Source organism: Xanthobacter dioxanivorans (assembly GCF_016807805.1).
Classification (GTDB): domain Bacteria; phylum Pseudomonadota; class Alphaproteobacteria; order Rhizobiales; family Xanthobacteraceae; genus Xanthobacter; species Xanthobacter dioxanivorans.
Map to the genome: position 1 here is coordinate 2,172,734 of NZ_CP063362.1, position 23,427 is coordinate 2,196,160.

Sequence of the window (23,427 nt, forward strand, 5' to 3'; positions counted from 1 at the left end):
AAGCAAGGGCAATGAACAGTTCAACGGGACACGCTCGCGCGTGGTGGCCGGGTGTCCGCCGGCGAACGGTCGGTGCACCTCCGCGCCGGGGGGGGGCGGCGTTTGCCAGCCTCGGCCTCGCCGCCTTTCTGGCCCTGTGTGGCGGATCGGCGGCCTGGGCGGTCAAGATCGGCGTTCTGACCGACATGAGCGGCGTCATCGGCGACGCCGCCGGCCAAGGCTCCGTGGTGGCGGCCGAGCTCGCCGTAGAAGACATGGGTGGCCCGGTTCTCGGCAAGCCCGTCGAAATCGTCAGCGCCGACCACCAGTTCAAGCCCGATCTGGCGGCGACCATCACCCGGCGCTGGTTCGACGTGGAGGGCGTGGACGCGGTGGCCGATCTCACCGTGTCGCCCATCGCCCTGGCGGCGCAGCAGATCGGACGTGACAAGAACAAGATCATCCTGATCGCCGGATCCGGAACGCAGGCCCTGTTCGGGACCAACTGCACCTCCACCAGCTTCGTCTGGATGTTCGATACCGCGCTGCAGACCAGGGCCGCCGTTCAGGCCGCCGCCGAGCCCGGGGCGAAATGGTTCCTCATCAGCCCCGCCTACACCTATGGCATCGAGATGGAAACCTTGATGCGCAAGCAGATCGAGGCCCAGGGTGGCACCGTGATCGGCGCAACGCGGATGCCTGTGGGGACCATGGATTACGGCTCGGTAATCACCTCCGCCCAGGCCTCCGGAGCCACCTATATCGGCTTCGCGCAGGCCGGCCACGACGCGATCCGTCTGGTCCAGCAGGCGCACGACTTTGGCGTAGCGCGCGGCGGGCAAAAGCTGGTTGCGCAGTTTCTCTTCATCACCGACGTGAACAGCATGGACCGGAAGGCGGTGGACGACCTCCTCATCCCCACGCCGTTCTACTGGAATACGAATGATGCGACGCGGGCCTTCAGCAAGCGCTTCTTCGAACGTATGAAACGCCCGCCGACCCTGATTCAGGCCGGGGTCTACAGCTCCGTGCTGCACTATCTGAAGGCGGTGAAGGCGGCGGGAACCGTGGACGCGACCGCGGTTGCCGCCGCCATGCGGGCCATGCGGGTGAACGATGCCACGATAGTGGACGGCCTCATCCGCGAGGACGGTCGGCTGATGCGCGACATGTATCTCATGCGCATCAAGCCGGCGGAAAAGGTCAAAGTGGCATGGGACTATTTCGAGGTCGTCAAGGCCATTCCCCTCGACCCCGCCCAGCGCTCGACATCCAATCCCGCGTGCACACGGCATTGAGGTAAATCCGGGCGCCCCTCGGGAGCGCCCGGCGCCGTACCGGGGTCTACGGCGAGCCCGCCCGGTCCTCAGCTCGACCGACCTGCGGCAAGATAGGTCGCGCCGACCCGGTCACGGTGGTCGTCGCTTCCGCCGAACAGGGCCGCCAGCACCATCAGCCGCTTGTAATACTGGCCCACCGCGTATTCGGCGGTAAGGCCGATGCCTCCGTGAAGCTGGATCGCAGCTTCGCCCACCAGCCGGCCGGCCTTCGCGGCCCGCGCCTTCGCGGCGGAGGCCATCGTGCTGCGTTGATCAGGATCGTCGAGCGAAGCCGCCGCGGCGGTCACCAGATTTTCCGTCAGCTGCAGGTCCAGCACCATGTCGGCGAAACGGTGGCGCAGGGCCTGGAATGACGCGAGCGACGCCCCGAACTGCCGGCGCGTCGCGAGATGTTCGCGCGTCAACTCGACCGCGCCGCGCATGGCGCCCACCGCCTCGGCGGCTGCGGCGATCGCCGCCCGGTCGCTGGCGCGGGCCAGCGCCGCGTCCGCTTCGCGACCACGCAGCAGGACGGTCCCGGCGGGGATCTCGGCCCGGATGTCGAGGTCGCTGGCGCGGCGCTCGTCCATGAGCACGACATCGCGCCGGCGAATGCCCGGGTCGTGCGCGTCGACGCGGACGATCAGGCTCTCGCCAGTCGCACCGTCGCGTGCCGACACCAGGATCTCGTCGGCCTCGTCCAGGCCGAGGACGAGCGACTTGCACGCGCGCAGGAGAAGACTCGTTCCGCCCTCCGAGACCTCCGCCGAGGGGGCCTGCCCGCAGGCCCGCCCCGGCTCGTCGTCCGCCACTGTCAGGCGCCGCGCGCCGGCCACCACCTGCCGCAGCAGATCCGCACCGGCGGGGGCGGAGCCGAGGATTTCGACGGCCATCACGGCACAGGGGATATAGGCAATGGTCAGCAGGCCGCGGCCGATGCCGGCCATGATCGCCGCTTCCTCGACGCCAGACCCGCCGGCGCCGCCGACCGTCTCGGGCGCCGACGCGCCGATCCATCCGAGTTCCGCGATCTCGCGCCACACCGCGTCGAGACCGTGACCGGCTCGCCAGGCCACCTGCCGTTCGGGGGTGCAATTGTCCCGGACGAAGCGCGCGACGCTCTCTGCCAGCAGGGCTTGCTCTTCGCTCATCGCCGTTACCGATCCCCCTCAGGTCGCCGGCCCGAACAGGTGCCCGGCCATGATGTTGCGTTGAATCTCGTTGCTGCCGCCATAGATGCTGGCGGCACGACCATGCAGCAGGGCGGGGGTGACGCCGTACCGCACCGCCGCGAGCGGACTTTCGCGCCGCGCGGCATCGGTGGGCAGCACCGCGGCCTCGGCCCCCATCAGGTCCCACAATAGCGTGTCCGCCCGCTGCAGAAGCTCGGTGCCGGCCACCTTCAGCACCGAGGCCGCCATGGCGTCGGCCGCGCCCGCCTCGGCCCGGCGCAGGGTGGCTAGCTCCGTGGCTTCGAGCGCCTTCAGGTCGATCTCGTAGTCGGCGATCCGCCGCCGCCAGGCTGGGTCCGCGAGCGCGGCCCGGCCGTGGCAGTTCGGCTGCGCCCCCAGCTCCAGCAGGGCGGCGAAGCGGCGCCTGAGGCGCGGGATGTTGGCGATCCCGATGCGTTCGTGGCCCAAGAGGAACTTGGCATAGGTCCAGCCTCGCCCGGGCTCGCCCACGAGGTTTTCCTGGGGCACGCGCACCGCATCGAGGAACACTTCGTTGAGGTGATGGTGGCCGTCGAGAGTGATGATCGGCCGGACCGTCACCCCGGGGGAGCGCATGTCGAGCAAGAGCAGTGAAAGACCGGCCTGCGGCTTGGGGGTGCTTTCGGTGCGCACCAGGCAGAACATCATGTCGGCCAGATGCGCGAGACTGGTCCAGATCTTCTGGCCCGAAACCACGTAGTGGTTACCGTCCAGGGTGGCCCGGGTCTTCAGGGAGGCGAGGTCGGAGCCGGCATTGGGTTCCGAGAAGCCCTGGCACCACCATGTCTCGCCGGTGAGGATGCCGGGCAGGTAGCGCTGCTTCTGCTCCTGCGACGCAAAGGTGTAGAGCACCGGCCCGATCATCTGCAGTCCGAACGCCGGCAAGTCGGGTGCGAAGCCCAGGCCCAGCTCACGCTTAAACACATATTGGCGCGCCAGGGACCAGCCCGTCCCGCCATGGTCCCGCGGCCAGGCTGGCGCGACCCAGCCCTGGTCGAACAGCCGTCTCTGCCACGAGGTCATCTCGGCACGGGTGAGGCGCAGCTCGCTCCTGACCTTGGTGCGGATCTCCTCGGGCAGCGCGCCGGCGATGAAGGCGCGGACTTCGGAGGCGAAGGCGAGATCGTCCCGTGAGATGCCGAAATTCATGCGAAGGCCTCCTCGGCCAGAAGGCCGCGCCCGTTGTTGAGCACGACGGCGCCGCGCTCCGGCACCCGGCAGCGGAACGAGACGACAGGCCCGTCGCGCCAGATGTCGGTTACGATCTCGTCGCCGGGAAAGACCGGAGACGAGAAGCGGGCGTCGAAGGCGCGGATGGCGGCGGGGTCATGGCCGGCCACGGCCTTCAGCACCGCCCGGCAGGCGATGCCATAGGTGCACAGGCCGTGGAGCACCGGCCGGTCGAAGCCGGCGCGCCGGGCGATGTCGGGGTCCGCGTGCAGCGGGTTGCGGTCGCCGTTCAGTCGGTAGAGCAGGGCCGCGTCGGGCCGCGTCGCCAGCGCGACGGCGTGATCGGGCGCGCGATCGGGCACGGGGTGGGGATCGGGCCCGGCGCCGCTCGCCCCGCCAAAGCCGCCGTCGCCCCGGGCCATGATGGTCATGACGAAGGTGAAGAGGTCGGCGCCGTCTCCGGCGTCGCGCGCACGCGTCTCCAGCAGCAGGACAGCACCACGCTCCGGCCCCTTGTCGTAGGCCTCCACGACGCGTGAATCGGCGAGGATGGCTCCGGACGCCGGGAGCGGGCGGTGGAGGGTCAGCCGCTGCTCGCCGTGCAGCACCCTGGAGAAATCGACCCCGGTCTGCCGGATGATGCCGGTGGAGGCGAGCACCACCGCCATGGTGGGCACCGCGCGCAAGCCGGCGCCCTCATAGACGAAGGGCAGCTCAGCTTTGTCGAGGGGATCGCGCCCCATGCCGATGCTGAGGCCGTACAGCATGGTGTCGCGTTCGCAATAGCTGAAGGGCCTGTCGCGCAGGGTGAGCGACATCAGGTGGTCATAGGCAAGCGGCACGTCGGGACTCCTGTTGGATTCGACGGCGGGCTCAGACGGCCGCAGCCCGTCCCGCCCAGAACGGATCGCGCAGGCGGCGCTTGAAGATCTTGCCGCTCTCCTCGCGTGGCAGGGCGGGATAGAATTCGACGGTGCGGGGAACCTTGAAACTCGCGAGACTCTCCGCCACGAAGGCCCTGACCTCGTCGGCTGTCAGCCGCGCGTCGGGTTCGCATTCGATGGCGGCGTAGACCTGCTCGCCGAACTCCTCGTCGGGGATGCCGAATACGGCGCAGTCCCTGAGGCCGGGGCAGCCATGCAGGACGGCCTCGATCTCCGCCGGATAGATGTTCACGCCGCCCGAGATGATCATGTCCCGCTTGCGGTCGTTGATGAACAGATAGCCGTCGGCGTCGAGATAGCCGACGTCTCCACAGGTGATGAGGCCGTCCGCTTCCACCGCGCGGCGATCGTCGTCGCGACGGTGATAGGTGAAGTCCGCATAGGCCGAGGACCGGGCGAAGATCTCCCCGCTGGCACCGGCCGGCAGGGCGCGGCCCTGATCGTTCAGGATCCGGATCGTGGCGCCCGGCACCGCGCGGCCCACGGTGCCGGGGCGCGCCAGCCAGTCGGCGGAGGTGCACACGGTGACGACGCCGGTTTCCGTGCCGCCATAGGTCTCCACCAGGACCGGGCCCCACCAGGCGATCATCGCCCGCTTGACCTCGGGCGGGCATGGCGCGCCGGTATGGGCGACCCATTCGAGCGACGACACGTCATAGCGCCGGCGGACCGCCTCCGGGAGCTTGAGCAGCTTCACGAACATGGTGGGCACCATGACCAGGGTCGTCAGTCGGTGGCGCTCGATCGCCGCGAGCAGGCCCTCGGCATCGAACCGCGATGACAACACCAGCAGGTCGGCCATAGTCAGGCACTGACGGGCGAAGGCGTTGGGCGAAGCGTGATAGAGCGGCCCGCCGACGAACCCTCGGATCCCCTCCCGGACTCCGTAGACGAGGCGGAACAGCTCCTTCATCGCCACGGCGCGATCGGGATCGGACGGCTGGCGCCGCACCCCCTTAGGGTGCCCCGTGGTGCCCGACGTGTAGATGAAGCTCGCCCGCGGCGGGCTCGCCGGCAGGGTGCTCTCGGGGAATGCGGCGAGCCACTCGTCCCAGATGAGGTCCCCGGAGTGCGGGGACGCAAGGGACGGAGCGATGGCAAAATCGCGGGCGAGGTCGGCGGGGGTGGGCACCACCAGGACCTGCGTGCCTGCGGGAACCACGTGCCGGATCGGCGCCAAGAGGTCGGAATGGACGACAAGGATGCGAGGCGTGCAGTCGCGCAGGATATAGGCGATCTCGTCGGGCCTGGCATGCCAATTCAGTGGCACCGTATAGGCGCCGACGGCATTCGCCGCGTGGGTGGCCTCCAGGAAGGGAAAGTCGTTGCGCAGCAGCACGGCGACCGTGTCCCCCTCGCCCACGCCCGCAGCGGCGAGGGCGGACGCCGCGCGTCGTGCGCGGGCCAGAAGATCATCCCGGAAGCGTGTCCGGTCGCCCGCGATAATGGGCGCTCTTTCGCCTGCCATCCTTCGTTTCCCCGATTGACCGACGGTCGATGACGCCGTCTTGACAAATGCATGGCAATGTTAGAATGGACTGACCATTAATGCAATACGGCGGCGAGGTGAACGGTGGGCATCGCGGGACAAGCCTATATCGCCGGGATCTATGAGCACCCCACGCGTAAGGCGGACGGCCTCTCCCTGGCGCAGATCCACGCCGAGGTGGCGCGGGGTGCGCTGGTGGATGCCGGGCTGACCAAGGACGATGTGGACGGCTATTTCTGCGCTGGTGACGCGCCCGGCCTCGGTCCGCTCAGCATGGTGGAATACCTCAACCTGAAGCCGCGACACGTGGATTCCACCGACACCGGCGGATCCGCCTACGTCCTCGCGGTGGGGCACGCCGCAGAGGCGATCGCGGCGGGCAAGTGCAGCGTCGCATTGATCACGCTTGCCGGCCGGCCGCGGGCGTCCGGCATGACCAGCGCGAAACTGCCGCCCTCGGCCGCGCCTGATGTCGCCTTCGAGGCGCCGTACGGGCCGATGGTCGCCAGCATGTACGGCCTCGTCGCCAACCGCCACATGCACGAGTTCGGCACCACCTCCGAGCAACTGGCCTGGATCAAGGTGGCCGCTTCCCACCACGCCCAGCACAACCCGAACGCCATGCTGCGAAACGTCGTCACCGTCGCCGATGTCCTCAGCTCGCCGATGGTGGCCGATCCGCTGCATCGCCTCGACTGCTGCGTCATCAGCGACGGCGGCGGCGCAATCGTGGTCGTGAGTCCCGAGATCGCGCGAACCCTCCATCGGCCCCTCGTGAAGGTCCGGGGGGCGGGCGAAGCCATCAAGCACGCCGCCGGTGGACACGTCGATCTCAGCTATTCGGCGGCCGCCTGGTCGGGGCCGGCCGCCTTCGCGGAAGCCGGAGTGAGCCCGGCCGACATCAAGTATGCCTCCATCTATGACAGCTTCACCATCACGGTCCTGGTCACGCTGGAAGACCTGGGCTTCTGCGCCAAGGGCGAGGGTGGCCGGTTCGTGGCGGACGGCAATCTCATTTCCGGCGTCGGCCGCCTGCCCTTCAATACGGATGGCGGCGGGCTCTGCAACAACCATCCCGGCAACCGCGGGGGCATGACCAAGGTCATCGAGGCCGTTCGGCAGTTGCGGGGCGAGGCTCATCCGGCCGTCCAGGTTGCCAACTGCGACCTGGCGCTGGCCCACGGCACAGGCGGCTCGCTGGCGACCCGCCATGGCAGCGCAACCCTCATCATGGAGCGGGAGTGATCATGTCCAAGCCAGTTCCGGCCCCTGTCAATCCGGAAACCGCGCCCTATGCCGCCGCGCTCCGCGAGGGCCGCCTGCTCATCAAGGTCTGTGCCGCTTGTGGCGAGAGCCATTTCTATCCCCGGGCGCTCTGCCCGTTCTGCTTCTCCGACCGCACCGAGTGGCGTGAGGCGTCCGGCCGCGGGGCCATTTATGCCGTGAGCATCCTGCGCGCCGCCGGCGCCGCCTCGGCGCTGGCCTATGTCACCCTCGCGGAAGGGCCGCGGATGATGACTTCCATCGTTGACTGTGACCCGCTCGCGCTCGCCGTCGACACACCCGTGCGGCTGGTGATCCGCCCGGGTGCCGACGGCACGCTCGCCCCCATGTTCACCCCCATGTTCACCTCTGCCCCAGCCGGTGGCGGCCAATAAGATCCCGGAGGATTCGATCCATGAAGAACATCGTCTCGCTTGAGGGGCGCACCGTCGTCGTCACCGGGGCCGGGCAGGGCATCGGCCGGGCCACCGTGGAACTTGCCCGGGTGCTCGGCGCCAATGCCGCGGCCATCGATCTCAATGGCGACGCGCTGGCGACCTACGAACCCGGCGACAACCTGATGACGCTGCAAGGCGACATCTGCGACCCGGCTTTTGTCGAGCGCGCGGTGGCACGCATCTGCGAGCGGTTCGGCGCCATCCACGGCCTCGTCAACAATGCGGGTATCACGCGGCCGGCGATGATCGAGAAGATGACCTCCGCGCAATGGGACGACGTGCTGCGGGTTCATCTGACGGGATCGTTCCTGTGGACCCAGGCGGTGGGGCGCACCATGCTGGAACGGGCCAAGGCCGGGGAGCCGCACGCCGGCGCCATCGTCAACATCTCCTCCGATGCCGGGCGCGCGGGCGCCATCGGGCAGATCAACTATGCGGCGGCCAAGAGCGGTCTGCTGGGCATGACCATGACGGCCGCGAAGGAGTGGGCAAAGTTCGGGATCCGCGCCAATTCCGTATGCTTCGGGGTGGTCGAGACCCCGATGACGCAGACCATCCGCGGCGATAAATTCCGCGACGGCATCCTGGCACGCATTCCCATGGGCTATTGGGCGCAGCCCGAGGACGTGGTGCAGCCGATCTGCTTCCTGCTTTCCGGCGCGGCGTCCTATATCACCGGTCAGCACCTTGCGGTGGACGGTGGATTCCATATCTCGGTATGACCCCGCGTCGGGCCGGCATGTTACCCTTGCCAGGGGCGGCGGTGGTAGTGTCCCCGTGGTTTTTGCAGGCTGAGTCGGCCCAGGTCGGAGGGAGTGGCGATGGTGGAGCGGCCCCGGACGGAAGGTCCGACTGCGGCCAAGCGGCGAACATCGTCGGCTTCGGCGGCAAGCGAGAAGGCGAGGGCGGTGGAGCGCGCCGGGCCGCGGCCTTCGGCATCCGGCTTCAAGCCGATCAAGACGCGGCGGATCTTCGAGGAGATCTGCGATTCCATCCGCCAGAAGCTGGTGAGTGGAGAGCTGAAGGCCGGTGATCGCCTGCCGCCGGAGCGGGACCTTTCGGAGCTGTTCGCGGTGAGCCGCACCGCGGTGCGCGAAGCCCTGCGTAGCCTCGAGATCGCCGGCATCGTGGATTTGAAGAAGGGCAGCAAGGGGGGCGCATTCGTCACCGAAGCAGGCGTCGCGCAGGTCACGCGCACCTTCCAGGACATGCTGGATTTCGGCCGCGCGTCGCTGGAAACCCTGCTGGAGGCGCGCCTCCTCATCATGGATGTGGTCGTGCGGACGGCGTGCGAGCGCGCCACGCCCGCCGATATCGCGGCGCTGAAGCGCAACGTCGCGGAAACCATCGAGATGACCAAGGCCGGGATGTACGAGGAGCGTACCCTCAAGGCGGTCGAGTTCAGCACGCTGCTCGCCAACGCCACCGGCAATCCGGTGCTCTCGGCGATCCTTGAGGCGATGGCGGCGGTGATCCGCGGTTTCGTCGTCGCCGCCGGCCCGCCGGCCCTCGATTCGATCATTCCCTCGCGCAAGCGCCTCATCGAGCAGATCCAGAAGCGGGATGCAGACGGCGCCTGTGCCACCATGCACAGCTATCTGGTGAGCCTCACCGCCCATCTGCTTCAGGCGCAGAAGGCGCGCCATGCGGAACCGCCGCGGCCGCGCGCGCGAAAGGCCCCGGCGCGCCGCCCGACCGCTCCGGCATCCTAGAGCTTCGAGCGGAGTAGTGTCCGGTTCACGTCGGGAAGCCGGCGGCCTTACCACCTGAGGAGATGCCCGTGGCCTTCCTGCCGCGTTGGAGGGCCGCCACGCGGTGCCGGCCATCGCGGCCCATGTTCCGGGGCTCCGGGCCCGGCCGGGTGGTGGAGACCTGCCGTGCCCCCGGCTGCCGGCCACCCATCGGCGGAAGATGATGCTTGCCGCAGGCGCCGGACCGCCGCGGACTATTCCGGCGCCAGCCGCGGCGGCGTGCGGCTGAAGCACGGCGCCGCCGTGGGCTGGACGACGCCCTTCTCGACACGGGTGGTGCCGCGCATCTGCGGATGGGCGATGGCCTCATCGAGGCTCAGGACGGGGCTGTAGCAGGCATCCGCATCCGCGAACGCTGCGTCCCATTCGTCGCGGGTCCGGGTCTTGAACACGGTGGCGAAGTCGTGGTGCATCCGCGGCCACTGGCTCCTGTCGAACTGGACGGTACGATAGTTGTCGTCGAGGCCCAGGATGGTGAGCAGAACGGCGAAGAACTTCGGCTCGACCGGTCCGATGGCGACATATCGTCCGTCCTTCGTCTCATAGGTCCGGTAGAAGGGCGCGCCACCGTCGAGGAAATTCCTCTCCCGCCCGGCGACCCACCGGCCCCGTGCCATCTGCGCATGGACGAAGCTCGCAAGATTGGTGACGCCGTGAATCATGGCGGCGTCCACGACTTGTCCCTTCCCGCTGCGGGTGGCCTCGAACGCGGCGCAGATCAGGCCGAAGGCGAGGTACATGCCCCCTCCGCCGAAGTCCGCGATGAGGTTGAGCGGCGGCAGCGGCGGCGCATCCCGGGGACCGAGAAGGCCGAGGATACCGGAGATGGCCAGAAAGTTGATGTCGTGACCCGCCTTCTGCGCCAGGGGCCCCTGCCGGCCGTAGCCGGTCATCCGCCCATAGACGAGCCGCGGGGTCTGCGCCAGCGCCGCTTCCGGGCCGAGGCCCAGTTTCTCCATGACGCCGGGACGGAACCCCTCGATCAGGATGTCGCTGCGCCGGATCTGCGCGCGTGCGCGCTCCAGGCCCCCGGCGGTTCCAAGATCGAGGGCGAGCGTCTGCCGGCCGCGGTCGAGGAAGGTGTCGTGGCCGGTATGCGGGTCGGCGTCGCCGGCGCGGGTGATGCGGGTCACCTCCGCTCCCATGTCCGACAACATCATCGCGGCGAACGGCGCCGGGCCGAGGCCCGCAAATTCCACCACCTTCAATCCATCCAGCGGTCCCACGGGATCTGCCTCCCCCTCGTCGTCATCCGGAGCCCATGGCGCGCGCGGCGACACGGTTCGACCACCGCGATGCGCCGCCGACCCGGAACGGGCGGAGCGCATCGACATCCACGGGCATCAGGCGAGGATGTTCTTCGCGATGATGTTGCGCTGGATCTGGTTGGTGCCTTCGTAAATCTGGAAGATTTTCGCATCCCGCATCATGCGCTCGACGGGATGATCCTTGAAGAATCCGGCGCCGCCGAACACCTGAACGGCATCGATGGTAACCTTCATGCAGACGTCGGACGCGAACGTCTTGGCCATGGACGACATGGTGGCGATCTTCTTCATGTCGCCCCTGGCGTCCGAGACACGCGCCGCATCGCGCACGAGCCCGCGCGCCGCCTGGATCTGCAGAGCCATCTCTGCCAAGAGGTGCTGGATCGCCTGGAAATCGGCGATGGGACGACCGAACTGAATGCGCTCCTTGGCATAGGCGATGGCGGCATCGAGCGCGCCCTGAGCGACGCCGACCGCCGCGGCGCCCACCGTCGGCCGGTTGAAATTGAGCACGGTCATGGCGTTGAGAAAGCCGCGCCCCTCCTCGCCGAGCATGTTCTCCGCCGGCACGCGCACGTCGTCGTAGAAGACCGTGTTGTTGTCGATGCCGCGCAAGCCGAGCTTTTCCGCGCCCTTGGCGATCTCGATGCCGGGCGTGGTGGTCGGCACGATGAAGCTGCTGATCCCCTTGTAGGGGTCCTCGCTGGTGCGGGCGAAGGTCAGGATGTAGTTCGCCTTCGCGGCCTTGGTGATGTAGATCTTCTGACCCCTGATGATGTAATCGTCGCCGTCGCGTCGGGCGGTGGTCTTGATCCCCGACACGTCGGACCCGGTCTGCGGTTCGGTGAGGGCGATGGCCGAGACGACCTTTCCAGTGGCGACTTCCGGCAGGTATCGCGCCTTCTGCGCCGGGGTGCCGAATGCGGCGATGGGCAGCGCCATGGCGATGGAGGTGGCGCCCACATAATGGGATGCGGCCGCCGAATGGCGCGCCACTTCCTCCTTGGCGATGCAGGTCATTTCGATGTTGCCGCCGGGGCCGCCGAATTCCTCGGGCACCGCGATCTGCAAGAGGCCCAGCTCACCCATGCGCGCGACGAGCGTTTCAGGAATCTTATCTTCCCTGTCGATCTTGTCGGCCACCGGTGCCACCTCGTTCTCGGCGAACCGGCGAACGGTGTCACGGAACATCGACATCTCTTCGGATTCATCGAATGGCGCGTACATGGCTGCCTCCCGTTCTTGAGCGAGGCGGACGCTAAATGGTCCTACCATTGTATGTCAATGACAATCCGGGCGTCATGCCGCTGCTCGTCCCGGACAGTGGACAGTGCAAGGCGCTGATGAGATAGTCATTTCAAATGGTATGACCATTAAATCAGAGGGGGTGCGGTCATGGAGGGCGGGTGGATTTCGCCGTCTGCGGGGCAGGGGAGCGGGCCGGTGAGGGTGCTGGATTTCACGGCGGTCATGGCCGGCCCCTATTGCACCCGCCTTCTCGCCGACATCGGCGCATCGGTCATCAAGGTCGAAGCGCCGGGCGGCGACAGCATCCGCGTCCGCCCGCCCCTGCGGGACGGGCGGAGCGCCTATTACGGCCACCTGAACTGCGGCAAGCAGAGCATCGTCCTCGACCTGAAGGCTGCCCCGGGCGTCGAGATCGCACGCGAACTGGCGCTGCGCTGCGACGTGATTGTGGAAAATTTCCGTCCCGGCGTCATGGACAAGCTCGGCCTCGGCTATTCGCGCCTCGCCGAGCAAAATCCGCGGCTGGTCTATTGCTCGATCTCCGGCTTCGGCCACGGAAATGCCGACAGCGGCAAGGCGGCCTACGCCCCGATCGTGCATGCGACCAGCGGCTTCGACCTCGCCTTCATGAACCATCAGCCTGCGGCCGAACGCCCGCCCAACACGGCCATCTTCATCGCCGACGTGTTGGCGGGAGCCTATGCCTTCGGCGCGATCCAGACCGCGCTGCTGGAGCGCGCGCGCACCGGGCAGGGCCAGAAGGTCGACGTCGCCCTGCTGGACAGCATCCTGTCCTTGCTCATGTACGAATGCCAGGATGCGCAGTTTCCCGTCGGCCGCCCCCGCCACACCTATGGGCCCCTGCGCGCCAGCGATGGCTTCATCGTGATCGCGCCCACGAGTCAGAAGAACTACCTCGCCTTGTTGGCGGTGCTGGGCCATCCCGCCTGGGGCAGCACCGAAGGATACCGGACGGTGGCCGAGCGGGAGGCCAACTGGGCCGCCTTCATGGGCCGCATCGAGGACTGGACCCGCGTACGCCCAGCCGCGGAGGTGGAGGCGGCCCTGACCGCCGCTGGCGTCCCCTGCGCGCGCTATCGCACCTTGCGCGAGGTAATGGACGATCCCGGAAGCGTCGCCGCCGGGCGGTTCGAAACCGTTCATGATGCCTCCGGCCCCTTTATGGTCACCAATCCGCCGTTCAAATTCTCGACGATGGAGGCTCACGTGCGAGGCCGGGTGGCGGAACTGGACGAACATCGCGACACGGTGCTGCGCGACCTTCTCGGCCTCGACCGGGAGCAGGTGGCCGCGGCCCGCGCGGGCGGCGCGTTCGGCTGAGCCGCAACTTCAGCCGTCGGCGGCCTGTGTCCACAGCAGATGGCTGACCTTCTGAAGGTGTCGCCGCAGCTCCCGGGCCGCGAGGTCCGCGTTTCCATCACTGATGTGCCTGATCAGGCGGTCGCGGGAGCGCAGCAGCTCGTCGGCGGGCATGTTCCATGTCCGCAGGTGCATGTAGGCCTGCACCACCGAGGTCTGGGAATCCACCAGATAGACGACGGCGCGGTTCTGCGTGCTGGCGGCGAGCTGGTGATAGAATTCGAAGGCACATTTCAGCCGCTCTTCGCCCCGCCCGGCGGCGATCACCTGGCGGGTGCGCTCAATGTTCGCCTCCAGCGCCGCGATATCTTCCGGCGTCGCCCGCTCCGCCGCAAGCCGGACCACCATGTCGAGCAGGAGCGCCCGCGCCTCGGAGAGGTCCTGTAGCGAGATGGCGTCGAGGCAGACGAGATCCCGCAGCACCTGGGTGAGGTTCTCGGATGTCGCGGCCACGATGAAGGCGCCGCCCTTCACGCCCTTCTGCAGCCGCAGCAGGCCGACGATCTCCAGGCTGCGCAGGGCCTCGCGCACCGCCGACCGGCTGACACCGAGCTGCTCGGCCATCTTGCGCTCGGCGGGCAGCTTGTCGCCGGGCTTGAGGTGTCCGCTGGCGAGCTTCTCGCGGACCTTCTCGCAGACGACCTCGAAGGTCCGGTGGGTCTGGATCTTGTCGAAGTCGATCTCGACAGGCGCGCTACTCTTCGCCGACACGTAACACCTCCTGGCGATTTCGATCTCTACACAGGTTGCCCGGTGGTGCCGGAAGTCAATGCTCGGCCTCCCGGAGCTCATGCGGGCGGCTCGTCTCCCAACGCCCGCCCGGCGCCGTCCGCCATCCGCGCGACGTCTGGCGCCGGTGGGCGGCTCGCGCTACAATGAACTAATAAATAGACCATTCAATTCCGCTCCCGCACTGGCCGGGCCGATCAAGATGAGCAATCTCTCCACCTCCAGGGCGGCGTTCACCCCCATCCGGACGAAGCGCGCATTCGAAGAGATATGCATTCAGATCCGCAAGGAAATTCAGGCGGGTGCGCTTTCGGCGGGGGACAGGCTGCCGGCCGAGCGGGAATTGGCGCAGCAGTTCTGCGTCAGCCGGGCGACGGTGCGGGAAGCCTTGCGGACCCTCGAAATCGGCGGCGTGGTCCAGCTTCTCAAGGGTTCCAATGGCGGAGCGGTGGTTCAGACCGGCAATCCGGCGCCGATCGCGCGCACCATGGAGGACCTGCTTCTCCTCGGCGGCATATCGCTGGAAGACTTCACCGAAGCCAGGGTCTGCCTGCAGGCGGAAATCATCCGCCTCGCCTGCCTGCGGGCGACGGAGGCCGACTTCGCTGCGCTGGAGGCGAATATCGCGCGCACGCGGACCGTCGATGCCTCGCTCGATCCGGATGAGCGGACCGCGCTGAACGTGGAGTTCTACGGCCTGCTCGCGGCGGCGACCCGCAACACGGCGATGCGGACCATGATGAGCGCCTTCACCGAGCCGCTGAGCTATTACATCCAGCAGATCGGGCCCGACCGGACCTGGGATGTCGCCGCCTCGCGGGAGAAATTCCTTGCGCATTTGCGAGACCGCGACGCGAAGGCGGCGACGCGGGAAATGGTCGAGCACATGAACCGGCTGCACCGCTACCTGGTGTCCCGGTTCGAGGCCCGCGCCCCGGACTGACCCGGCGCCCCGCCCTCGGCTTTCCGACCCGACCTGAGCGCGCAGCTTAAGGCGCCGTGACTGTTCGCCGCGCCTCGACGCGCCCGGCCCCGCCTTCCGGCGGCGGGCGCGTCGTCGATCCGGACGTCACTGGTGTCTCCCGATTTCCCGTTGACAATAATTCAATGGTCAGTCCATTTTAATCCGAGGTCGGGAGGAGAACGAATTTCAATGGCTGCGTCTGCGCGTCCCGAGCCGGGGGTCACCGCTGAAACCGCTCCGTTCTGGGACGGCACCGCGCGCGGCGTGCTCTGCTTGCCGCACTGCGGGCTCTGCGGGACCACCTTCTTTCCTCCCGCCGCGCGGTGTCCGCATTGTCTGTCGAGCCGCGTGGCGTGGAAGGACTGCTCCGGCCGGGGCTATCTGCGCTCGTGGACCGAGTTGCACGTCGCCCCCTATTCCGGCTCCCCAAGCCCGTCCTGGTCGCCGAGATCGAACCCGGCGAAAGCCGATCGCTGGCGCTGGCAATGCTGATGGAGGCGAACGGAACGGAGGGTCTCGTGCCCGGCGCCCCGATCGTGATCGGCTTCGCCGCGGATGCCAACGGCTGGACCTACCCGGTCGCCCGACTGCTTCCGGAGACGTCCGGCACCCCTGACGCATCCCTTGCGGGCGAGCGGGCGGGCCATGACCGCTAGAGGCGCGATCGCCATCGCCGGGTTTGGCAGTTCGCAGATCGTGCGGCGCTCTCAGAGGAGCATCACCTCGCTGGCGGTGGACGCGATTTTGGAGGCGCTGACCGACGCCGGGCTGACCCGCGAGGACATAGACGGCTATGTGGGCGCGCCCTGGGCGACCCATGCGGGCGCGGTTCACGCCGAGGGCGCCGACGAAATCTCCTGCAAGACCATCGTGCGTGCCTTCGGGCTGTCCGGCCTCGCCTTCTGGGCGGACCTGTACCGCGGCTACGCCACCGACATGGCGGCCATGGGCGCACAGGCGCTGCTCGCCGGCAGTTGCCGCTATGTGCTGGGCGTGCGCGCGCTGTTCAACCTGGAGGGGCCGAGCTACGCCACCTCCTCAGCTCCGGTGGCCTATGGCGACGACCAGTTTGTCAAGCCATACGGCTACTCCACCGCCGGGGCGCGGTTCGCCGCCCGGGCGCGCAGATACATGGCCGAGACCGGTGCAACACGGGAGGACCTTTATGCCGTGGTCGCCCTCGCGCGGCGCCACGCGGTGCTGAACCCCCATGCGGTCTGGGCCGGAAAGTTCCTCTCGCTGGACGATTATCTCGCCGGAGCACCGATCGCGACCCCGCACGGCCTCTATGATTGCGACATGCCGGTCTGCGGCGCGGCGGCCTTCGTGATGTGCCGCGGGGAGGACCTCCCGGACACGGCATCGCCGGCCTACGTCGCCGGCTGGAGCGGCTTCCAGAATCCGGAGGCGGTGTTCACGTCGTCCGGCCTCGGTGTTGCCGACGTCGCCTGCTGCCAGCTCTATGACGGCTTTTCCTCGATGGTCTACGAATGGCTGGACGGGTTCGGCTTCTGCACGTCCGGTCCGGCTTGGAAATTCATTCGCGACGGACATGCCGACAGGGATGGGCGGCTGCCGCTGAACACCTTCGGCGGCAGCCTCGGCGAAGGACGGCTGCACGGCATCGGCCACCTGCGCGAGGCCTACCTGCAGGTCGCGGGCAAGGCCGGCGCGCGCCAGCTCCGCACCGCCGAAACCTGCCTCGTGCAGAACGGACCGTACGACGGCTCCTCCTTCGTCATGCTCTGCTCCGAACCGCGTTTCCAGGGAGGGCGACCGGGGTGAAAGTCCGCGACTATCTGGCCATTCCGTATGTGATCGAGGCGGCCCCCGTGGAGCGGGCGGACGGGGAATGGACCCGGCGCCTCGGCTATCCGGAACTGTCCGCCTTTCACGTCGAGACCCAGGACGTGGAGAGCGGGCTGCGCGAGCTCGAAGTCTTTCGCGTCAAGGAGATCGTCCGGCTCCTGAAGGCGGGTGAAAAGCCGCCCGTGCCAAGGCCGCCGCTGATGAACACCGATCCCGAATGGCAGGCCCGCGCCCTCGGCGTCTGGGACCTCGTGGGTCCCATCCTCGACGTCGATGCCGACCGCCTCGCGGAAGGTCAGTGAAACCGTCCCGGCAACGCCCGGGAAACTGAATGAAGGGAGGCTCCGATGCTTTCACACGACGACAACGAAACCCTCGTCCGGGTCGGCCCCGGAACGCCCATGGGCAGTCTCATGCGGCTCTACTGGATCCCCTTCATGCCCTCCCGGGACCTCGATGCGGACGGCCAGCCGCAGCGCGTGCGCCTGCTGGGCGAAGATCTGGTCGCCTTTCGCGGCACGGACGGCAAGGTCGGGCTCGTCGACCACCAGTGCCCGCACCGCGGCGCGCCCATGGTGTTCGCGCGCAACGAGGATTGCGGCCTGCGCTGCGTCTACCACGGCTGGAAATTCTCCGCCGACGGGACGGTGGAGGACATGCCGGCGGAGCCGGTCCGCAGCCGCCTGAAGGAGCGGGTCAAGATCAAGGCCTATCCGGTTGCGGAGCGCAACGGAATGCTCTGGACCTATATGGGTCCCGACGACGAGGCTGCGCGGCCGCCGCTTCCGAACCTCGAATGGAACCTGGTGCCGCAGGACAATGTGGTCATCTCCATGCGCGTGCAGGAATGCAACTGGCTGCAGGCGCTTGAGGGTGAGATCGATTCGGCGCATGCGCCGATCCTGCACGGGCGCATCGACGACGGCGGCTCCATCAACCAGTGGATCGCCAAGCGCGACCTGCGCCCGACCTTCGAATGCATCCGCCAGGACTTCGGCATGAGCATCGCCTCGCGCCGTGTGCTGGACGAGGAGAACCTATACTGGCGCGTCAACCAGTTCGTGATGCCGTTCTATTCCATGGTGCCACCACAGGCCAAATATTCGGAGCTGAGCGGACATGCCTGGGTGCCCATCGACGACGAGCACACGCTCTGCATCATGTTCTCCTACGTTCCCCACATGCCCATGTACGAGCGCACCCGCGCCTTGTTCGTGAACGGACACGAGGGGCGCGAGACCGGGCATGCCAGCCGCGAGGCCTATGTCCAGCTGCCGGTGACGACACCCTATTCGCACTACTGGACCAAGTACAATCGCGACAATTCCTACCAGTTCAACTACGCCTCGCAGCGCGCGACCTATTTCTCGGGGCTTCCGGGCCTGTGGGTGCAGGATGGCGCCTGCCAGTCCGGCGAGCAGGCGATCTACGACCGCACCAAAGAGAACCTGTGCACCAGCGACACCGGCATCGCCATGACCCGCCGCGTGCTGCTGGAGCACGCATCTGCATTGCGCGACCAGGGGACGAGGCCCGAGCGTCTCGCGGACCCGGACCTCTACATGGTGCGGGCGGTTTCGCTGACGCTCGCAAAGGAAGCCGTCTGGAGCGATGTGGGCGCCGCTCACATGAAGGCGGAGCTCGGCAAGGACTTCGGATACGCCCTATGAGCTCCCAGCCATTACAGAACGGGGCCTTGAACGGCGTGCGGGTGCTTGAAATCGCGCACCTTGCCGCCGCCGTGGCGGGGAGCGTGCTCGCCGACCTGGGTGCCGAGGTCATCAAGATCGAACCGCCGGGCGGGGAGGCGGCGCGTGGCCTGGCGCCGCTCGCCGAGCTCCCCGGCGGTGGACAGGTCAGCTGCGCCTGGCTCGCCTTCAACACCGGCAAGAAGAGCGTCTGCGTTGATCTAGACAGTCCCGAGGGACTGGAACAGTTCGCGCGTCTCGCCGCCTCCGCCGACATCATCGTCAGCGATTTCGAGCGGCTGCCGATCTCGGCCTGCGATATCCTTGCCCCGCTCGCCGAGAAGGCGAACCCCCAGGTGATCTGGACCGAGATCCTCCCGTTCGGCCGCGGCGGTCCCTACGAGGACTTCCCGGCCACCGACAGCGTGCTCCAGGCCCTGGGCGGACACCTGTTCCTCAATGGCGACATCGACAGGCCGCCGGTGCGCATCGGACTTCCGGTCGGGGTGCTGCAGGGTGGAGCGGAAGCCGCCGCCGCGGCCCTGATGGCCTACTACCACGCGCTGCGCACCGGCGAGGGCCAGCGCGTGGATATCTCGATCCAGGAATGCGTGGTCTGGACCCTGCTGAACACCACCATGGCCTGGCAGATCCTCGAGCTGATCGAGATGCGTGGCGGCGCCATCCGCAGGGAGCGCGCCAACCGCTTCTACACCCGCTGTGTCTGGCCCTGCCGGGACGGGCACATCTTCTTTGGCCCGGTCGGGGGTGGCGGCGGCGCGGCGCGGGAGAAATCCTACCAGGCGCTGCTCGCGTGGATGACGGCCGAGGGCGCGGGAGATCCGATCCTCACCGCCTTCGACTGGAATGGCGACGGGCAATTCGAGATCTCGCAGGCGAACTACGACGCGGTCACCGAGGTCATCAGCCGCTTCATCTCCAGCAAGACCAAGGAGGAGCTGATGACGCGGGCCGTGGCCAGCCGCATTCTGCTCGCGCCGATCTCCTCGGTCGGCGAGATCCTGGGAAATGCGCAGTTCCGCGCCCGCGGCCTGTTCGAGCGCTGCGACGATCCGCAAAGCGGCCTTTCCCTCGAATATCCCGCGCGCTGGGTTCGTCTGTCGCGCACGCCGCTGTCGCCCCTGTCGCCGCCGCCGCTGGCGGGCGGGGATACGCGGACGCTGCTCGCCGTCGAGGCCTTGCACGAGAAGGTGGACTGAGGATGGGCAAGGGAATCTTCGACGGCCTGAAGGTGGCCGATTTCACCTGGGCGGCGGCCGGGCCGATCATCACCAAGCAACTGTCCGACAATGGTGCGACGGTGATCAAGGTGGAGAGCTTCCAGCATCCGGACAGCATTCGCCTCGGCGGCCCGTTCACCGGCGACAGGCCGGGGATCAACCGCAGCGGCTTCTTCGCCGATTTCCACAGTTCGAAGCTCAGCATCGCGGTCAATCTCGGCCACGAGCGGCGGGCGGAAATTATCCACCGGCTCGTGGAATGGGCGGACGTGGTGGCGGACAGCTTCCGCCCGGGCGTCATGGCTCAATGGGGCTTCGACTACGAGAGCCTGCGCAAGCTGAACCCGGGTGTCATCGCTCTGAGCTCCTCGCTCTACGGCGCGGACGGCCCTTGGGCCCGGCATCCGGGCTATGGCGCGCAGGGGCAGGCGCTGGCGGGCATCCACACCATGACCGGCTGGCCTGACCGGGATCCGGCCATGCCGAAGGGCGCCTATTCGGACTCGGTGTCGCCGCGGGCCGGAATGGCCGCCCTCGCCGCGGCCCTCATCCATCGCGAGAAGACGGGCGAGGGCCAGCAGATCGAGCTGTCGCAGATCGAAACCACGGTGAAGCTGCTCCAGCCGGAATTGCTTTACCAGCAGATCAGCGGGCGGGAGCCGAGCCGCAGCGGCAACTACAAGGAGGGGGTCATCGTCCACGGGGTCTATCCCTGCCGGGGCGATGAGCGCTGGATCGTCATCGAGGCCGGGACAACGGCCCAGTGGGACGCGCTGTGCGAGGTTCTGGGTGATCGCGCCGCGCTTGAAGCGGTCCGGCACACCTACGGCCCGGTGGGACCGGACGGGGCATTCTGCGCCCTCGACGCCGAGATGGCGAAGCGCACTGCCGGCTGGGATGCGTTCGAGCTGATGGCGCGGCTGCGGCAGGCCGGCGTGCCGGCGGGCGTCGCCCTGAAGAGCTGCGACCTGCTGGAAGACGAGGTGCTCGCCCAGCGCAAGCATTTCTGGCCCCTGCACCACGCCGAGATGGGGACACTCAAGTATAACGGGCCCGCCTACCGCTTCTCGCGCACTCCGTCGGAGCTGCGCAGCGCCTCGCCCCTGCTCGGCGAGCACACCGAGGACGTGCTGACCGGGATACTCGGCTTCACGCGGGAGGATATCGACGCCTTCCGCGCATGCGGATTGCTCGACTGACCGCGATGCCGCGGACCTTCGATCTCTTCGCAAGTGGCGGAATTCGCACATGACTTTGGACCTGAAAGCGCGCGTCAGCCAGATGCGCTATGAGAGCCCCACCGTGCTGTCGCTGGAGTTGGTCCCTGCGGAGCCGGGGGAGCGTTTCCCCGATTATGGGCCGGGCGCGCACATCGACCTGGAGCTCGGCGGAACGCTGCGGCGGAGCTATTCCCTGCACGCGTTGCCCGATGGCGCGCGCTATGCCATCGCCGTTCATCGCGCCCCCGACAGCCGTGGTGGATCGGCCTTTGTGCACGATAGGCTCCGCGTGGGCGACCTGGTTGCCATCTCCCGTCCAAAGAACAATTTCCGCCTCGACGAGACGGCGGAGCACACCGTCCTGATCGGCGGGGGGATCGGGGTTACGCCGCTCCTGTGCATGGCGCGGCGCCTCACGAAGATCGGCGCGAGCTGGACCTTCCACCTCGCCGCGCGCAACAGGTCTTCGGCGGCGCTCCTGGTCGACCTCACGGCCCTTCACGGTGCCGGAGGCACTGTCGTCGCCCACTTCGACGACGAGGCGGGCGGGTTCCTCGATCTCGCGCAGGTGGTGAAGAGCGCGCCGGCCGACTCGCACTTCTACTGTTGCGGGCCGATCCCCATGATGAACGCGTTCAAGGCGGCGACGTCAAAGGTGAACAGCCGCTTTGTTCATGTCGAATATTTTTCGGCGCAGGACGAGGTCGCGCGGGAGGGCGGGTTCGAGGTGGTTCTCGCGCGTCAGGGCAGGTCGCTTTTCATCCCGCCGGGCAAGACCATCCTCGAAATCCTCGTCCACGAGAAAGTCAACGTGCCGTTCGCCTGCTCGAACGGCGTCTGTGGCACATGTGAAACCCATGTCCTCGAAGGCACGCCGGACCACCGTGACTCGTTTCTCACCGACGACGAGAAGGCCGGGAACGCCAGCATGATGGTGTGCTGCTCCGGCTCCAGGACCGCCAGGCTGGTTCTGGATCTTTAAGCCGGTGTTCTTCAGCCGCCAAGGTGGAAGGGGTTTCCACCCGTTGGGCGCCCGGTGAATGGCATTGTATGATCCAATGTTGGTCCGATTTAACTCTTTCAATTTGTGTTGAACTTCTTGATTTCGGGCTTCGCCCGCGCCTTCTCCGGCGGCCAGACCGTCACCAGGGCGTCGCCCTGGAACTGCGTGACAACCGTGTCCCGGCCCTTGTTGCGGCCATTCTCATCGAAGGCGACATAATCGGAGGCGACGATCATCTGGCTCTTGTCGATCTTGAGCTGGCGCAGGGATGCCGCGATGTCCTCGGACGTGAACCCCTTCGCCTCGTCCAGTGCCCTGAGCGCCACCAGGGTGCCGAAATAGCCGAGGGCCGAATTCAGCGTCAGGGGCTGGTTGAACTTCTTCTCGAACGCTTGGCTCACCGCAATGGCCGCCGGCAGGTCACCGGCAAACGGGGTGACCGCGAACTGGCCGTCCACCAGCTTGCCCAGTTCCGCCCGCAGCTTGGGATCGCCCGACATGCCGCCGGTGCCGATCACCACGGGATGGAAGTCGAATTGCTCATAGGCCTTGGAGGCCAGCACGCCGGCGCGGAAATAGCCCACCTGGATCACCACGTCAGGCCGCGACGCCTTCAGCTTCAGAGCCGGCTGCAGGAGCTCCTGGGCAGCGGCGCCATACTCGATGAAGGCGGTGAGCGTGAGGTCCTTGCGCTTGGCCAGCTCGGCCTTCAGCAGCCGGCCCATCTCGATGCCGTATTCGTTGTCCGGCACGAGGACGGCGACCCGGGTCAGTTCCGGCTTGGTCTGATGGATCATCTCCAGCGCGTTCATGATCCCGTCCACGTAATCGCTGTCGATCACCGTCGCCGACCAGGTCCATTTCAGCTTGCCATTGGTCATGGCTTCGTTCTGCGGGATCGTATTGATGTGCGGCACGCCGTATTTCTCCGCCACCTGCGACAGCGGCAGCGTCTCGTTCGAGGTTGCCGCGCCCATGACGAGGACGACCTTGCCCTCATTGATGAGCCGTTCGGTTTCGCCCACAGCGTTGATCGGCTTGCTCTGCGTGTCGCCCTTGACGAGCTCGACCTGGATGCCGCCGTGGTTCTTCAGTCCGCCGGCGGCATTGATCTGCTCGATGGCGAGCTCGGTCCCGCGCATGCCATCGCCGCCGCCCACGGCGCCGGCCCCGGTGAGGGCGTAGACCGCACCGACCTTGACCGTTTCGGCATGGACGCCGGCGGCGGCGATGGTCAGTGCCGCTCCGAATAGAATGGCGCTCAGTCGTTTCATGGTCGTTCCCTTCCCGCCT

The 23,427-nt window shown here is 67.5% G+C and carries 22 protein-coding genes and 1 pseudogene; 15 read left to right on the forward strand and 8 right to left on the reverse strand.

Annotation, left to right across the window (positions count from 1 at the left end; translation table 11 throughout):
• Positions 1-11 precede the first annotated feature (11 nt).
• Complete coding sequence (locus EZH22_RS10305) at positions 12-1,277, forward strand: ABC transporter substrate-binding protein (protein ID WP_203195540.1); 1,266 nt, start codon at positions 12-14, stop codon at positions 1,275-1,277.
• Positions 1,278-1,345: 68 nt separating this feature from the next.
• On the opposite strand, the gene EZH22_RS10310 is transcribed toward EZH22_RS10305, so the two are convergent.
• The 4 genes from EZH22_RS10310 to EZH22_RS10325 are packed head-to-tail and all read right to left on the reverse strand — an operon-like array spanning position 1,346 to position 6,091.
• Positions 1,346-2,449, reverse strand: a complete 1,104-nt coding sequence (locus EZH22_RS10310; protein ID WP_203195541.1) for an acyl-CoA dehydrogenase family protein — start codon at positions 2,447-2,449, stop codon at positions 1,346-1,348.
• Positions 2,450-2,467: 18 nt separating this feature from the next.
• Positions 2,468-3,658: an acyl-CoA dehydrogenase family protein gene (locus tag EZH22_RS10315; protein WP_203195542.1), complete on the reverse strand. Its 1,191-nt coding sequence runs from the start codon at positions 3,656-3,658 to the stop codon at positions 2,468-2,470.
• Entirely contained in the window at positions 3,655-4,521 is an 867-nt protein-coding gene (locus EZH22_RS10320; protein ID WP_203195543.1) for a MaoC family dehydratase, read from the reverse strand. The genes EZH22_RS10315 and EZH22_RS10320 overlap by 4 nt, the downstream gene beginning before the upstream one ends.
• Before the next feature lie 31 nt (positions 4,522-4,552).
• Entirely contained in the window at positions 4,553-6,091 is a 1,539-nt protein-coding gene (locus EZH22_RS10325) for an acyl-CoA synthetase (RefSeq protein WP_203195544.1), read from the reverse strand.
• Positions 6,092-6,196: 105 nt separating this feature from the next.
• Here EZH22_RS10325 and EZH22_RS10330 point away from each other — a divergent pair, with 105 nt between their 5' ends.
• The 4 genes from EZH22_RS10330 (at position 6,197) to EZH22_RS10345 (ending at position 9,545) form a co-directional block, all read left to right on the forward strand.
• Positions 6,197-7,357 (forward strand): thiolase domain-containing protein, encoded by a 1,161-nt coding sequence (locus EZH22_RS10330; RefSeq protein WP_203195545.1) that lies wholly within the window; start codon positions 6,197-6,199, stop codon positions 7,355-7,357.
• A gap of 2 nt (positions 7,358-7,359) precedes the next feature.
• The gene (locus EZH22_RS10335; protein WP_203195546.1) at positions 7,360-7,770 is read left to right on the forward strand and encodes a Zn-ribbon domain-containing OB-fold protein; all 411 of its coding nucleotides are present in this window, start codon (positions 7,360-7,362) and stop codon (positions 7,768-7,770) included.
• A 20-nt stretch (positions 7,771-7,790) separates the two neighbouring features.
• Entirely contained in the window at positions 7,791-8,555 is a 765-nt protein-coding gene (locus EZH22_RS10340) for an SDR family NAD(P)-dependent oxidoreductase (RefSeq protein WP_203195547.1), read from the forward strand.
• A 99-nt stretch (positions 8,556-8,654) separates the two neighbouring features.
• Positions 8,655-9,545, forward strand: a complete 891-nt coding sequence (locus EZH22_RS10345) for a FadR/GntR family transcriptional regulator (protein WP_203195548.1) — start codon at positions 8,655-8,657, stop codon at positions 9,543-9,545.
• Between the two features lie 233 nt (positions 9,546-9,778).
• Here EZH22_RS10345 and EZH22_RS10350 read toward each other — a convergent pair whose 3' ends face one another.
• Positions 9,779-10,810, reverse strand: coding sequence for a CaiB/BaiF CoA transferase family protein (locus tag EZH22_RS10350; RefSeq protein WP_203195549.1), 1,032 nt, complete (start codon positions 10,808-10,810; stop codon positions 9,779-9,781).
• A gap of 117 nt (positions 10,811-10,927) precedes the next feature.
• Entirely contained in the window at positions 10,928-12,043 is a 1,116-nt protein-coding gene (locus tag EZH22_RS10355) for an acyl-CoA dehydrogenase family protein (protein WP_231711412.1), read from the reverse strand.
• A 252-nt stretch (positions 12,044-12,295) separates the two neighbouring features.
• Here EZH22_RS10355 and EZH22_RS10360 point away from each other — a divergent pair, with 252 nt between their 5' ends.
• On the forward strand, positions 12,296-13,441 hold the full coding sequence (locus EZH22_RS10360) for a CaiB/BaiF CoA transferase family protein (RefSeq protein ID WP_231711413.1): 1,146 nt from the start codon (positions 12,296-12,298) through the stop codon (positions 13,439-13,441).
• Positions 13,442-13,450: 9 nt separating this feature from the next.
• On the opposite strand, the gene EZH22_RS10365 is transcribed toward EZH22_RS10360, so the two are convergent.
• Positions 13,451-14,191: a FadR/GntR family transcriptional regulator gene (locus EZH22_RS10365; protein ID WP_203195552.1), complete on the reverse strand. Its 741-nt coding sequence runs from the start codon at positions 14,189-14,191 to the stop codon at positions 13,451-13,453.
• 58 nt (positions 14,192-14,249) lie between these two features.
• Here EZH22_RS10365 and EZH22_RS32385 point away from each other — a divergent pair, with 58 nt between their 5' ends.
• The 9 genes and pseudogenes from EZH22_RS32385 (at position 14,250) to EZH22_RS10410 (ending at position 22,113) form a co-directional block, all read left to right on the forward strand.
• Positions 14,250-15,152, forward strand: a complete 903-nt coding sequence (locus EZH22_RS32385) for a FadR/GntR family transcriptional regulator (RefSeq protein ID WP_203195553.1) — start codon at positions 14,250-14,252, stop codon at positions 15,150-15,152.
• A 210-nt stretch (positions 15,153-15,362) separates the two neighbouring features.
• Positions 15,363-15,473, forward strand: a pseudogene (locus tag EZH22_RS32840) (Zn-ribbon domain-containing OB-fold protein); the annotation flags it as partial.
• A 53-nt stretch (positions 15,474-15,526) separates the two neighbouring features.
• Positions 15,527-15,829 carry a hypothetical protein gene (locus EZH22_RS31720; RefSeq protein WP_231711414.1) on the forward strand — a complete coding sequence of 101 codons (303 nt, stop codon included), beginning with the start codon at positions 15,527-15,529 and terminating at the stop codon, positions 15,827-15,829.
• Positions 15,819-16,958, forward strand: a complete 1,140-nt coding sequence (locus EZH22_RS10385) for a thiolase family protein (RefSeq protein ID WP_203195556.1) — start codon at positions 15,819-15,821, stop codon at positions 16,956-16,958. The genes EZH22_RS31720 and EZH22_RS10385 overlap by 11 nt, the downstream gene beginning before the upstream one ends.
• A complete protein-coding gene (locus EZH22_RS10390) occupies positions 16,955-17,284 on the forward strand; it encodes a hypothetical protein (protein WP_203195557.1) in 330 nt (109 codons plus the stop codon). The genes EZH22_RS10385 and EZH22_RS10390 overlap by 4 nt, the downstream gene beginning before the upstream one ends.
• Positions 17,285-17,329: 45 nt before the next feature.
• Positions 17,330-18,652 carry a Rieske 2Fe-2S domain-containing protein gene (locus EZH22_RS10395; RefSeq protein WP_203195558.1) on the forward strand — a complete coding sequence of 441 codons (1,323 nt, stop codon included), beginning with the start codon at positions 17,330-17,332 and terminating at the stop codon, positions 18,650-18,652.
• Complete coding sequence (locus EZH22_RS10400) at positions 18,649-19,890, forward strand: CaiB/BaiF CoA transferase family protein (protein ID WP_203195559.1); 1,242 nt, start codon at positions 18,649-18,651, stop codon at positions 19,888-19,890. The genes EZH22_RS10395 and EZH22_RS10400 overlap by 4 nt, the downstream gene beginning before the upstream one ends.
• A gap of 2 nt (positions 19,891-19,892) precedes the next feature.
• Entirely contained in the window at positions 19,893-21,110 is a 1,218-nt protein-coding gene (locus EZH22_RS10405) for a CaiB/BaiF CoA transferase family protein (protein WP_203195560.1), read from the forward strand.
• Between the two features lie 49 nt (positions 21,111-21,159).
• Entirely contained in the window at positions 21,160-22,113 is a 954-nt protein-coding gene (locus EZH22_RS10410; protein WP_203195561.1) for a PDR/VanB family oxidoreductase, read from the forward strand.
• A 98-nt stretch (positions 22,114-22,211) separates the two neighbouring features.
• Here EZH22_RS10410 and EZH22_RS10415 read toward each other — a convergent pair whose 3' ends face one another.
• Positions 22,212-23,408: an ABC transporter substrate-binding protein gene (locus tag EZH22_RS10415; RefSeq protein ID WP_203195562.1), complete on the reverse strand. Its 1,197-nt coding sequence runs from the start codon at positions 23,406-23,408 to the stop codon at positions 22,212-22,214.
• Positions 23,409-23,427 lie beyond the last annotated feature (19 nt).

Bases quoted from the DNA above. Each gene is read 5' to 3' on its own strand.
- EZH22_RS10305 (WP_203195540.1), top strand. From the start codon at position 12: ATGAACAGTTCAACGGGACACGCTCGCGCGTGGTGGCCGGGTGTCCGC.
- EZH22_RS10310 (WP_203195541.1), bottom strand. From the start codon at position 2,449: ATGAGCGAAGAGCAAGCCCTGCTGGCAGAGAGCGTCGCGCGCTTCGTC.
- EZH22_RS10315 (WP_203195542.1), bottom strand. From the start codon at position 3,658: ATGAATTTCGGCATCTCACGGGACGATCTCGCCTTCGCCTCCGAAGTC.
- EZH22_RS10325 (WP_203195544.1), bottom strand. From the start codon at position 6,091: ATGGCAGGCGAAAGAGCGCCCATTATCGCGGGCGACCGGACACGCTTC.
- EZH22_RS10335 (WP_203195546.1), top strand. From the start codon at position 7,360: ATGTCCAAGCCAGTTCCGGCCCCTGTCAATCCGGAAACCGCGCCCTAT.
- EZH22_RS10340 (WP_203195547.1), top strand. From the start codon at position 7,791: ATGAAGAACATCGTCTCGCTTGAGGGGCGCACCGTCGTCGTCACCGGG.
- EZH22_RS10345 (WP_203195548.1), top strand. From the start codon at position 8,655: ATGGTGGAGCGGCCCCGGACGGAAGGTCCGACTGCGGCCAAGCGGCGA.
- EZH22_RS10355 (WP_231711412.1), bottom strand. From the start codon at position 12,043: ATGTTCCGTGACACCGTTCGCCGGTTCGCCGAGAACGAGGTGGCACCG.
- EZH22_RS32385 (WP_203195553.1), top strand. From the start codon at position 14,250: ATGCTCGGCCTCCCGGAGCTCATGCGGGCGGCTCGTCTCCCAACGCCC.
- EZH22_RS10385 (WP_203195556.1), top strand. From the start codon at position 15,819: ATGACCGCTAGAGGCGCGATCGCCATCGCCGGGTTTGGCAGTTCGCAG.
- EZH22_RS10395 (WP_203195558.1), top strand. From the start codon at position 17,330: ATGCTTTCACACGACGACAACGAAACCCTCGTCCGGGTCGGCCCCGGA.
- EZH22_RS10400 (WP_203195559.1), top strand. From the start codon at position 18,649: ATGAGCTCCCAGCCATTACAGAACGGGGCCTTGAACGGCGTGCGGGTG.
- EZH22_RS10405 (WP_203195560.1), top strand. From the start codon at position 19,893: ATGGGCAAGGGAATCTTCGACGGCCTGAAGGTGGCCGATTTCACCTGG.
- EZH22_RS10410 (WP_203195561.1), top strand. From the start codon at position 21,160: ATGACTTTGGACCTGAAAGCGCGCGTCAGCCAGATGCGCTATGAGAGC.
- EZH22_RS10415 (WP_203195562.1), bottom strand. From the start codon at position 23,408: ATGAAACGACTGAGCGCCATTCTATTCGGAGCGGCACTGACCATCGCC.